The sequence below is a fragment of the Acinetobacter sp. CWB-B33 genome (genome assembly GCF_039655955.1).
Taxonomy (GTDB): Bacteria; Pseudomonadota; Gammaproteobacteria; order Pseudomonadales; family Moraxellaceae; genus Acinetobacter; species Acinetobacter bouvetii.
Genome location: NZ_JAGFEU010000001.1, coordinates 646,132 through 659,253, shown reverse-complemented (window position 1 = coordinate 659,253; position 13,122 = coordinate 646,132). Strand labels below are relative to the sequence as shown.

General features: G+C 46.3%; 7 protein-coding genes. 2 read left to right on the top strand and 5 right to left on the bottom strand.

Going from position 1 to position 13,122, the window contains the following annotated elements:
- Positions 1–12: 12 nt before the first annotated feature.
- The 5 genes from JZ784_RS03090 to JZ784_RS03070 form a co-directional block, all read right to left on the bottom strand.
- Entirely contained in the window at positions 13–1,191 is a 1,179-nt protein-coding gene (locus JZ784_RS03090) for an HlyD family type I secretion periplasmic adaptor subunit (RefSeq protein ID WP_346313758.1), read from the bottom strand.
- On the bottom strand, positions 1,166–3,313 hold the full coding sequence (locus JZ784_RS03085) for a type I secretion system permease/ATPase (protein ID WP_346313757.1): 2,148 nt from the start codon (positions 3,311–3,313) through the stop codon (positions 1,166–1,168). The genes JZ784_RS03090 and JZ784_RS03085 overlap by 26 nt, the downstream gene beginning before the upstream one ends.
- Positions 3,310–4,830 (bottom strand): TolC family protein, encoded by a 1,521-nt coding sequence (locus JZ784_RS03080; protein WP_346313756.1) that lies wholly within the window; start codon positions 4,828–4,830, stop codon positions 3,310–3,312. Before JZ784_RS03080 ends, JZ784_RS03085 begins: the two co-directional genes overlap by 4 nt.
- 125 nt (positions 4,831–4,955) lie before the next feature.
- A complete protein-coding gene (locus tag JZ784_RS03075; protein WP_346313755.1) occupies positions 4,956–6,479 on the bottom strand; it encodes a glycosyltransferase in 1,524 nt (507 codons plus the stop codon).
- Positions 6,480–6,623: 144 nt separating this feature from the next.
- On the bottom strand, positions 6,624–8,744 hold the full coding sequence (locus tag JZ784_RS03070) for a type I secretion C-terminal target domain-containing protein (protein WP_346313754.1): 2,121 nt from the start codon (positions 8,742–8,744) through the stop codon (positions 6,624–6,626).
- 26 nt (positions 8,745–8,770) lie between these two features.
- Here JZ784_RS03070 and JZ784_RS03065 point away from each other — a divergent pair, with 26 nt between their 5' ends.
- Positions 8,771–9,040, top strand: a complete 270-nt coding sequence (locus JZ784_RS03065) for a hypothetical protein (protein ID WP_346313753.1) — start codon at positions 8,771–8,773, stop codon at positions 9,038–9,040.
- A 44-nt stretch (positions 9,041–9,084) separates the two neighbouring features.
- Positions 9,085–12,987, top strand: a complete 3,903-nt coding sequence (locus JZ784_RS03060; RefSeq protein WP_346313752.1) for a hypothetical protein — start codon at positions 9,085–9,087, stop codon at positions 12,985–12,987.
- Positions 12,988–13,122 lie beyond the last annotated feature (135 nt).

Below are 13,122 nucleotides of genomic sequence, written 5' to 3'. Positions count from 1 at the left end.
ATTAATAATGGACTACCTTTCTCTTAAGGCTTCCTGCGCCTTATTGAATGGTTTAATTAAATAATCCAGCACAGTTTTTTCACCGGTTTTAATATCTACTGTTGCCACCATGCCGGGGGTAATTGCAAACTGCTGGCCGTCTTTATTCTGCAATTTATCGGCATCAGTGCGGATATAAACACGGTAATAAAATTGATCCTGCTTTACTTCATCACGCAGCGTATCCGGCGAAATCACCGTAACTTTGCCTTTGAGTCCGCCATAAATGGAGTAATCATATGCTGTAATCTTCACCAGCGCTTCCTGCTCCGGATGAATAAAAGCAATATCACGCGGCGAAATTCGTGCTTCGACCAGCAGCTGTTCATCTAAAGGCACAATGGTCATCAGCTTGCCGTTTTGCGCAATGACGCCGCCAATAGTCATGACATCAATTTCTTTAATAATGCCCCGCACCGGTGATTTAAAGACTGTACGGCTCAGTGAATCTGACTTGCCTTTCACTACCTGTGATTGCGTTTCAATATCGGTATTGGCTTTTGCCAATTCTTCACGCGCTTTTACAAGATATTGGTTTTGCGCATCATTCATCTGATTGCGCAGTTCATTGGCTTGACGCTTTAGGCGCAGCACTTCGACTTCACTGGCTGCACCCTTGGCGACCAAGGGTTCAGTCATTCTCAATTCCTGATCAACTAAAACCAGCGCTTGCTTCAGCCCCGCCAAAGATTCCTCTAAATTGGCGCGGCGCGAGTGATACAGCGCAGTTTCTTCTTTCACCAAAGCTGGGTCTTTCAGCACTTCCGCAGGAAATTTCAATGATGCGCCATTCACTTCTGCGCGCAGCCGCGCAGCAGTTGCTTGAGAAGACAGCAGCAATGAAGCGGACTCGCCGACATTCGATGCAAAACGCGTTGGATCGAGCTGAGCCAGCACTTGCCCCTGTTCGACAATTTGCCCTTCATGCACATTTAATTTCGTCAAGATCCCGCCTTCCAGCGATTGAATCACTTGCTCCTTGGAAGATGGAATCACCTTGCCCGTGCCATTGGATACTTCTTCCAGCTTAAACAACCATGCCCATATCAGCAAAGCCAGCAGCCCAAGGCAGATGATCCAAATGAATAGGCTTGGTTTGGGCAGACTTGGCTCTGTTTCCCTTAATTTACCCGGCTTGCCGTGCTGACTCATTCTTCTGCCCCTGATTCAATGTAGACTGTTTTAATACTTGTTCTTTTGGCCCATCCATCACAATTCTGCCCTCGTGGACCACAATAATGCGGTCAACCAGTTCCAGCACTGCCCGGCGGTGTGTGGCAATCACTAAGGTTCTTTGTCCAAGCCATGCTTTTAGCTGATCGATCAGCATTTTTTCTGACACATCATCAATGGCCGCTGTCGGCTCATCCAGCAAAAGAATATTGGGCTGGCGCAGCAGCAAGCGGGTCAGCAGCAAAGCTTGACGCTGACCGCCAGAGAAGCCGATGCCGCCTTCTAAGATTTGGTAATCCAAGCCTTCTTTCTTATCCATGACAAAATTTAAAGCGCCTGTAATTTTCAACACATGCAGAATTTCATCGTCATTCGCCAAAGGTGCGCCCAATTTTAAATTTTCCCGCACAGAACCAAAAAACAAATGCGCATTTTGATTCAGCAGCCCCATGTCCCGGCGTACATCCGATGGGTCAATTAATCCTAAATCAATGCCTTCCAGTTTTATTTTGCCTTGCACAGGTTCCTGCATGCCGGACAGCAGCTGCAGCAATGTCGACTTGCCCGCGCCATTGCGGCCCAAAATTGCAATTTTTTCGCCGGGCTTAATTTCCAGTTTAGGAATCGCCAAAGAGGCGCGCTCATCATCCTGTTCATATTGGAAAATGACATTGTTTAACTCGTAATGCCCCATAATGGCTGGACGATGAATCAAATGCGCTTGCTCAGGCTGATCAACCGGTTTCTTCATCAGCTCATCCAGACTGGATTTTGCCACCTTGGCTTGCTGCAGCCGGCCCAATACACCCGCAATTTGCGCAATCGGCGCCAGCATCCGTGAAGATAAAATTGAACATGCGACCAATGCGCCTGTCGTCATATCGCCCTTCATCACTGCAAAGCAGCCAACCAGCACAACAATGGCAAAAGTTAAGCCCTGAATTTTCTGCGTCCATGCGGTCATCATGCCCACCAGTTTGCGCTGGCGCATTGAAATATCCGCAGAGACTTCATTCATGTGATTCCATTGATTTTGAAAGCGTGACTCAGCGCGCAGCAGCTTGATATCTTCGATGCCCTGCACCGCTTCGACCAGTGTGGCATTGCGGATTGCACCTTCACGCATGCCTTCAGACGCCAGCTTTGCTAAGGGCTTTTGAATAAGAATGCCGGGAATAATCATCATAGGGACTACCAGCACCATCACCCAAAATAGATTGCCGCCAATCAGCCAGAAAATCGCCAGAAACAGCAAAAAGAATGGCAAATCTGCAATTGCAGAAATTGTCGTTGAGGTCACTAACTCCCGCACGCCTTCCAATTCACGGATTTGTGAAATAAAGGTACCTGTAGATTTTGAACGCTCTTTATTTTTAATTCTAAGCGCATGTCCAAATACCCGGTCAGAAATTTTTAAATCGGCGCGCTTGCCAATAATGTCTGATAAATAAATCCGCGCAACCCGCAGGCCAAATTCAAAAACAGCTGCAATCAGCACACCGCCAGCCAGCACCCATAAAGTCGGAATAGACTGTGCAGGAATGACGCGGTCATAAACATTCATCGAAAATAAAATGGTGGCCAGCGCAAGTATATTCGCCATCATCGAGGCAAACATAATATCAACATAGCGCTTCCAGTCTTTCAGCACAATTGACCAAAACCAGCTGGCTTCATAAGGCTTAACATATTCATCGACACGGACATCGGCAATGGATTTTTCTGGCCGCAAAATGTAGACATTGGCCGTATTCTGCTTAAGCAGGTCAATCGTTAAAACCTGCGCCAGGCCTTGATCGCCGCTGAATTGAATGCTGGCATTGCCTTCAGCATCCACCTTATCCAAAACGCCGACTTGCCCATTTTGCATTTCAATAATGACAGGCAAACGCCAAGGATTCAGCACATCTTCACTGAAGCTGCTTTTTCTCAGGCTTAAGCCTATTTGGCGGCATACCGTGCCCAGCACCTCATCAACGGTCTGATTTGGATTCCAATCCAGCTGTAACCGCAGCCGCTCTTCCGAGGGTTCCATGCGATAATGCTTGGCAATGGTGAGTACGGCATTTAGCCATGGCTGATATTGTATAGAATTGCTCATGGCTCTATCTCAATCCCTTGAATAGATAAGTTATTTAACTGATAAAATTCTCGAGAACGGCCTGTAACCCGAATATATTCGGTCAGGCCTGAATAAATATCATATCTGGCATTTTCTATTTCTTGCGCCACGCTATGAATGGACTGCTCGGCATTTAATAAATCAACAACAGTACGTGTTCCTAATTTATATTGTTCCTGATACAGCTCTTTGGTGCGTGCCGTCGTTTCTCTGCGTGAAGACAGAACCTCCATCTGCTTTTGCTTATTTGCAACTTGCTCCCGGATTAAGCGCACCTGATCATTGACATCTCGATATACAACATTGACCTGCGCCTTAGCCGCTTCTTCTGCATAACTGGCCGCACGCGCTCTTGAGCGGATTGCGCCGCCTTGAAAGAAATCACTGCTGGCTTCGAGCATGATGGAACTGTAGAGGCCATCATCTTCGTTGTTATTTGGATTGCGTCCATTTAAGGCTTGGCTGAGGCCGCCCTTAATATTAATGGTGGGATAGGCATTCAGCTTTGCCTGTTCTTTTTGCGACTTGGCAATTTCAACTTCGGCCTGCGCCGCCATCATCTCTGGAATCCGCGTAAATTCAGGATCTTGATATAATCCTGCATTTCGCACGATATAATCTGGAATATTAAATCTTACCGCCGAAACATCATAGCCTAACAATGTTCTCAGCTTCTGCTGATACTGACGCAGCGCTGTTTCCTGCACAATTTTATTGCTTTGCGCCGCTTCTAAAGTGGATTGCGCCTGTACTGGATCGGCCTGGCTGCTGATGCCGGCATTGGCGCGCAAATTAGCAATTTCCGCAATGCGGGCAACCCCTTTAATCTGCTGATCGGCAATTTTTACAATTTCTTGATAACGGTTGATATTCACAATGGCATTGACCGTCTGATAGGCAATATCATCCACACTGACAAGCAATGATGCTTGCTTTTCCAACAATTTAGCTTCTTCTGTATTTACAGATGTTTTGACTTTGCCGAAGTCATACAGCATCTGTGTTGCGGACAAAGTATACAGCTGTCTGCCCCGCTCTCCAGTGGTCAAATCGGCACTGCTGATACCGCCTGAAATTTGCGGATAATACTGCGATTTTGCTGTATCTATATTGGCATTTTGCCCAGCCATGCTGGCAATATTTTGTGCGATATTCGGATGCTGCTGTAAAGCCTGATGTATTGCATCAATCAGCGACACTTCCATTGTGCCGGATGACTGACCGTTCAAAACCGAGACTGCTGGAGCGCCTGTCATTGCTCTAGAGCCTGTAACCATAAGCAGCGCTTCCCGCTGCTGCGGCTGTTGCAGCTGAAAGCTGCTTAATGCTTGAATACTGATTTTGTTGCTGACGCTTTGCTGAGGGTTAAATATTTGACTAATTTCTTTCTTGGCTGAATTTAAATAGTCTTGAAATGCAGCTGCCTGCACTTGCTGTAAAGCCAGAGGTAGAGGCAGCAATAAAATCAGCCCTAACCTTAATTTAATAGTACTCATTATAGAAATTTATTTTTAACCCTTGCATATTTTTTATATGGCAGGACTATATTGAAAATATAATCCTAATTCCTTTTAAACCAGAAAAAGCAGCATTAAAACTGCTTTTTTTCCATACTGTTATTTTAAATTAATGCTTTCCATATTTTTGCCACGTTATCTTCTTTATACTTACTAATAGATCCGTAAGCGCTTTGTGACATTTTTTCCAACTTACCTTTAGCACTTAATATTTTTGAAATTTCCTGAGCCATCATTTTATAATTTCCATGCTCTACAAGTATTCCATTTACATTATTTTGAATCATGCTTGATGGGCCATAAGGAATATCATAAGAAGCTGCAGGAACACCATGGCAAAGGCTTTCTAAAACAGCCAATGAAAAACCTTCACAGCGGCTCGTCAGCAATGAAAAAACAGCGTCATTGTAAGCCTTCGAAATATCTTCAACATAACCTATTAAATGAATATTATGATTCAAATTTAACTCATTTATTTTATTAACAATATTTGTCTTTTCCCCTCCATCCCCATAAATATAAAGCTGCATTGCAGGATTGGTCTTTAATAGTTCGCTCATCATCAAAACCATATCTATCACTTGCTTTTCTGGCGCTAAACGGCAGAGAGCAACAATTTTATTAGGATCACGCTGTTTAAATATAATTTTTTCCGGTTCATCATCAATACTGTGCGGAATGGCTGTTATATTATTGACTTGATTAAATCTTTTTTGGATATCGATTTTTTGATGATCTGTCAGTGTAATAATATGATCAACAGTATATTTTTTCTCAAGTACATATTTAAAATTAGAGTTTAATTGACCTGTCATAATATCATCTTCCATTTCAACCAAATGGCTGCTATGGAAGACAGATATGCTCTTTTGACCATTTTGTTCATGAAAATTTCTTAAAGCAATATTCCAATTCGGGTTTCTATCTATAATAAAGCATGACTTTTCATTAATATCAATGATCTTTCTAAGCCAGTAATCGACCAATTGTTCTTCACCTGTAAAAATCTGATCGACCATTCCAGATTGAGTAAATAAAACAATTTTTAATAATCGGCTATTTTCACCAAAATATCTTTGCAATACTAAATGGCCATCAATATGAATGAGATCTTCAATTGTCACTTTCCCATTTTCATCCAATTCTTGAATTGCAAAAATCCTTCCATTTTTATCAAATTTTTCTCTTTTTATAATTTTGTTGTTAAATAGGTTATTAACAAAAACGATTTTTTCTTTTTTTATATTATTCCACACGACATATTTATAGAAATTTTGATCAACTTTAGAGATCCATTTCTCATGCATAGGATTCACATCAACTTCAACTATATTGTATAGGGATTGATCTAAAGCAAAATGATTGCTGATTTTTAACTCATTGGTGTACCCGCCCCTCAAATATTCATACACATTCAGCACATCACAAGATTTTGGCATCCAGCCAATTTTTTTAAGATTTTCTATATTTTCATCGAGCTCTGTATTGAATCTGCTCGTTAAAAATACAGCAGATATGCCAAAATAATTTTTGAAAAGCCGAGCTCTTTTTAGCGCTGCCCGCTCTACACCGGTTAACTGTTTTCCGAAGTCCAAGTTACAGAAATAAAAATTTTTATAATCCGTCATAAAACCCTCTATAAATCTTATAAATTATTAATTTAAATAAATAAAATTTTAAATCATTTTCTATTTTTTTTGTTAAAAATTACGTTTCTTAACAAAAAAAAGAGGCTCCTAAGAGCCTCTTTTTTAGATGTGTTTTTTAGAAACTTAGAACAGCAAATGATTGCCTTTTAACAGTTCCTCAAGTGTCGTGGTTTCATTAATAGTGATTAAATCAACCTTAGATGTATACGCTGGGCCACTACCATCACGATCAATTGAAATGGTTGAAACGCCATTCGCAGTTGTCACACTGACATAATTTGCAATGTTGTCAGCCGTTGCGCCAGTAAGCAATGAACTGATATCAATGACATCACCTTGCGCTTTACTGAAATCACTCCAAGTATCATGACCATTGCCGCCGTGAGCATCAGCCGCATTCAATACATTGAATATCAATGTATCTTGACCAGTACCTAAGATAAATGTCTCAGCTCCAGATTGTGATACGGCTGTATCATTACCAGCTGTACCGCCTGCAGGATCTCCAATCAGTACGGAATCCTTACCAAGCGTAATGCTTAAGGTAGAGCTCGCACTTGAACCGTCCAAAGTCTCAACTTTATACGTAAAGACATCAACTTTGCCTAGGTCACTGACCTTACCATTGGCCAGGTAACTATATGAACCATTTCCATTAATTGTCAGTGTTCCATAACTGCCCACAACCTGAATTCCAGTACCGACATTGTAGCCTGCCGGATCAGTTGTACCTGCTACAGCACCAAGTTTGAAGCTAGAAGAATACAAGGTATCCTCACCAGCACCGGCTGTACCTGTTATTACATTACCTGTTACAGGAGTTGCGGTATAAGTTGGCGCTTTAATATCAATAGAAATATTATTCGCTCCAAACTGTGCTCCAACCGTATTAGGATAACTGGTCAACAGCTGTCCATCATCACCCGATACACTTAGTTTATAAGTCGCTTCTGATGTACCAGTATTAGTCACTTTATAGTAGTAAGTTGTTCCTGACGTACTGCTGCTCCAAGTTTTAAGAGTAGTATCAAGAACTAGACCTTCCTGAAGTAGTTTTACAGTTGTCGAGTAATTAGACGCAGGTGTAAGACCGCTTTGAGGCACATTCGCTGGTACAACTGTAGTAAACGCAATATATGCCGTTTGACCCGCTGCCACCTTAAATGTTGAGCTAGTATCTTCTGGAATTGTTTGTAAAGTTGTACCTTGCCCAGTAGTTAGGATCGAACCATCAGCATCACCAGTTCCTTTCACTGCTATATTGTATTGGTTGCCGATCGTTACTGCTGTGCCATCTACATCTGCGACTAGAACATTTGCAACTTTCGTTGCCTCTTGTGCTCCTGTTTTACCTGTCCAATCCAGATTCACTAAGTCCGAATCTAAGCGGATATAGATATTTGCTGTGGCACTATGTGTATCCCCATCGGCAACAATATAAGTAAATGTCTCTACTTTACCGAGCGCTGTTGGGCCAGCAGTCATTTGATAACTGTAAGAGCCATCTGCATGAATAGTTAATGTGCCGTAATCTCCTTCGATTTTGGTTTCAACGCCAGCAGTAACGCCTTTATTTTCAGAGCCATGACTAATTGTAGTCACTTTCACATCTAGCCCAACTGGGTGAATCACATCGTTGGTGAATACATTTCCAGTTACAGGATCAGTGTTATTAATAGTGGCAACAACGGTTCCATTTGCATCCAAGTTCAGTGAGCCAAGAACATTCAATGATAAAAGCTGCGTTAAGAGATTATTTGTTTCCGAACCGTTTTGAGTTAATACAAAACTATATTTTCCAGCTTCATTCAACGTAACAGTTGTACTGCCGCTAGCACTAAATGAAAGCAATACGTTAGTTAACTGGTATGCATTTTCAATACGGTCATAAACCTCATACTTTCCAGCTCCATTGTCTTTCAGTATCACTAGATCCATAGAACCATTAATACTTCCACCTGCCAAAATTGCATCAATAATAGCACCAACACCAGCCCCAGTAATACCAGTTGCCCCAGAGGCAGTAAGCGTAAAGCTTAATGCTTCATTGTCCGCAACTGTGACCTTAGGATTTGTAGATGCACTTAAATCAACAGAAATCAAATCACCTAGAACCCCCACATTGGCAAGAGTGAAAATATTGCCTTCAATGTCTGGACGAGCTTCAGTAGTACTTAACTCATAATTAGTTGCATTTTGATCATCATCTGCAGTAATCGAGTGCGCAGCTTCAGAAGCAGACACAGATTCAGATATTGATGAAGATTCGGATGCTGATTCAGACGCCGATGCAGATTCTGATGCTGAAGCTGACTCAGATGCTGAACTTGATGCAGATTCAGAGGCTGATGCAGACGCGGACTCAGATGCTGAAGCCGATGCCGACTCAGATGCCGAACTTGATGCAGATTCAGAGGCCGATGTCGACTCAGAAGCTGAAGCTGATGCTGATTCAGAAGCTGATGCAGACGCTGACTCAGAAGCCGATGTCGATGCTGACTCAGAAGCTGACGCCGATGCCGATTCAGAAGCCGAAGTAGACGCCGACTCAGAAGCTGATGCCGATGCGGACTCAGAAGCTGAAGTGGACGCGGATTCAGAAGCCGACGCAGACGCAGATTCAGAAGCCGATGTCGATGCCGATTCAGAAGCTGAAGTGGACGCCGATTCAGAAGCCGACGTAGACGCGGATTCAGAAGCCGAAGCCGATGCAGATTCAGAAGCTGAAGTGGACGCCGATTCAGACGCTGATGTCGATGCAGATTCAGAAGCCGACGTGGACGCCGATTCAGAGGCTGATGCCGATGCAGATTCAGAAGCTGAAGCCGATGCAGATTCAGAAGCCGATACAGATTCAGAAGCCGACGCCGATGCAGATTCAGACGCTGATGCTGACGCGGACTCAGAAGCCGATTCAGAAGCCGACGTAGACGCCGATTCAGACGCTGAAGCCGATGCAGATTCAGAGGCCGACGTAGACGCGGACTCAGAAGCTGAAGACGATGCTGATTCAGACGCTGATGCAGACGCAGACTCAGAAGCCGATGTCGATGCTGACTCAGAAGCCGATGTCGATGCTGACTCAGAAGCTGATGCAGACGCCGACTCAGAAGCTGAAGCTGAAGCCGATGCTGATTCAGAAGCTGATGCAGACGCCGACTCAGAAGCTGAAGCCGATTCAGAAGCCGACGCCGAAGCCGATGCAGATTCAGAAGCTGACGTAGACGCGGATTCAGAAGCTGAAGTGGACGCCGATTCAGAAGCCGATTCAGAAGCTGACGTGGACGCCGATTCAGACGCTGAAGCCGATGCCGATTCAGAAGCTGACGTGGACGCCGATTCAGAAGCCGATGTCGATGCAGATTCAGAGGCCGACGTAGACGCAGATTCAGACGCTGACGCCGATGCCGATTCAGAAGCTGACGTGGACGCCGATTCAGAAGCCGAAGTGGATGCCGATTCAGACACTGACGCAGATTCAGACGCTGACGCCGATGCCGATTCAGAAGCCGAAGTGGATGCCGATTCAGACACTGACGTAGACGCAGATTCAGACGCTGACGTAGACGCAGATTCAGAGGCCGACGTAGACGCAGATTCAGACGCTGAAGCCGATGCCGATTCAGAAGCCGAAGTGGACGCCGATTCAGAAGCCGATGCCGAAGCCGATTCAGAAGCCGATGTCGATGCAGATTCAGAGGCCGACGTAGACGCAGATTCAGACGCTGAAGCCGATGCCGATTCAGAAGCTGACGTGGACGCAGATTCAGACGCTGACGCCGATGCAGATTCAGAGGCCGACGTAGACGCAGATTCAGACGCTGACGCCGATGCCGATTCAGAAGCCGAAGTGGATGCCGATTCAGACACTGACGTAGACGCAGATTCAGACACTGACGTAGACGCAGATTCAGACGCTGACGTAGACGCAGATTCAGACGCTGAAGCCGATGCAGATTCAGAAGCTGACGTGGATGCCGATTCAGAAGCCGATGTCGATGCAGATTCAGAGGCCGACGTAGACGCAGATTCAGACGCTGAAGCCGATGCCGATTCAGAAGCCGAAGTGGACGCCGACTCAGAAGCCGATGCCGAAGCCGATTCAGAAGCTGAAGCTGAAGCCGATGCTGATTCAGACGCTGATGCAGACGCAGACTCAGAAGCCGATGTCGATGCTGACTCAGAAGCTGATGCAGACGCCGACTCAGAAGCTGAAGCCGATGCTGATTCAGAAGCTGATGTAGACGCCGACTCAGAAGCTGAAGCCGATTCAGAAGCCGATGCAGATTCAGAAGCTGACGTAGACGCGGATTCAGAAGCTGAAGTGGACGCCGATTCAGACGCTGACGTAGACGCAGATTCAGAGGCCGACGTAGACGCAGATTCAGACGCTGAAGCCGATGCCGATTCAGAAGCTGAAATGGACGCCGATTCAGAAGCCGATGCCGAAGCCGATTCAGAAGCTGAAGCTGAAGCCGATGCTGATTCAGACGCTGATGCAGACGCAGACTCAGAAGCCGATGTCGATGCTGACTCAGAAGCTGATGCAGACGCCGACTCAGAAGCTGAAGCCGATGCTGATTCAGAAGCTGATGCAGACGCCGACTCAGAAGCTGAAGCCGATTCAGAAGCCGATGCCGAAGCCGATTCAGAAGCTGACGTAGACGCAGATTCAGACGCTGAAGCCGATGCCGATTCAGAAGCTGACGTGGACGCCGATTCAGAAGCTGACGTGGACGCCGATTCAGAAGCCGATGTCGATGCAGATTCAGAGGCCGACGTAGACGCAGATTCAGACGCTGATGTGGACGCCGATTCAGATGCCGAAGTGGATGCCGATTCAGACACTGACGTAGACGCAGATTCAGACGCTGACGTAGACGCAGATTCAGACGCTGACGTAGACGCAGATTCAGACGCTGAAGCCGATGCAGATTCAGAAGCTGACGTGGATGCCGATTCAGAAGCCGATGTCGATGCAGATTCAGAGGCCGACGTAGACGCAGATTCAGACGCTGAAGCCGATGCCGATTCAGAAGCCGAAGTGGACGCCGATTCAGAAGCTGACGTGGACGCCGATTCAGAAGCTGAAGCTGAAGCCGATGCTGATTCAGACGCTGATGCAGACGCAGACTCAGAAGCCGATGTCGATGCTGATTCAGAAGCTGACGCCGATGCCGATTCAGAAGCCGAAGTAGACGCCGACTCAGAAGCTGAAGTTGACGCAGATTCAGACGCTGACGCCGATGCAGATTCAGAGGCTGAGCTAGAACCTGAACCAGAAGTCGAAGCTGATTCAGAGGCCGACGCAGACGCGGATTCAGAAGCCGATGTCGATGCAGATTCAGAAGCCGAAGTAGACGCGGACTCAGAAGCCGATGTCGATGCTGACTCAGAAGCCGAAGTAGACGCCGATTCAGACGCTGATGTCGATGCTGATTCAGAAGCTGACGCCGATGCCGATTCAGAAGCCGACGTAGACGCCGATTCAGACGCTGAAGCCGATGCAGATTCAGAGGCCGACGCAGACTCAGAAGCCGATGTCGATGACGACTCAGAAGCCGATGCCGATGCTGACTCAGAAGCTGATGCAGATTCAGAAGCTGATGTAGACGCGGACTCAGAGGCCGATGTAGACGCCGATTCAGAAGCCGATGCTGACGCGGACTCAGAAGCCGATGCCGATGCAGATTCAGAAGCTGATGTCGAAGCTGATTCAGAGGCCGACGCAGACGCTGACGTAGATGCAGATTCAGAGGCCGACGTAGACGCGGACTCAGAAGCCGATGTCGATGCGGATTCAGACGCCGACGTAGACGCGGATTCAGAAGCTGATGCAGACGCCGATTCAGAGGCCGACGCAGACGCGGACTCAGAAGCTGATGCCGATTCAGAGGCCGACGCAGACGCGGACTCAGAAGCTGATGCCGACGCGGATTCAGAAGCTGATGCAGACGCCGATTCAGAAGCTGATGCAGACGCCGATTCAGAGGCCGACGCAGACGCAGATTCAGAAGCTGAAGTGGATGCCGATTCAGAAGCCGATGCCGACGCGGATTCAGAAGCTGATGCAGACGCCGATTCAGAGGCCGACGCAGACGCAGATTCAGAAGCTGAAGTGGATGCCGATGCTGACTCAGAAGCTGACGCCGATTCAGACGCTGAAGTTGACGCCGATTCAGAGGCCGACGCAGACGCGGACTCAGAAGCTGATGCCGACGCGGATTCAGAAGCTGATGCAGACGCCGATTCAGAGGCCGACGCAGACGCGGATTCAGACGCTGACGTAGATGCAGATTCAGACGCTGAGCTAGAACCTGAACCAGAAGTCGAAGCGGATTCAGAGGCCGACGTAGATGCGGATTCAGAGGCCGACGTAGACGCGGATTCAGAAGCCGACGTAGACGCAGATTCAGAAGCTGATGCCGATGCGGATTCAGATGCCGATGCAGATTCTGAATCCGTTACAAAACTAACAGTTACCTGAGTACTATCCGATATATTTCCTGCAGAATCTTTAAGTACAGCTTGAACAATATCACCATTAATTAAGCCAGGATTTGGAACTTCCCATTTACCCTGTCCATCTACAACCACACTGTCAGTTAATCCATCTGGGAAT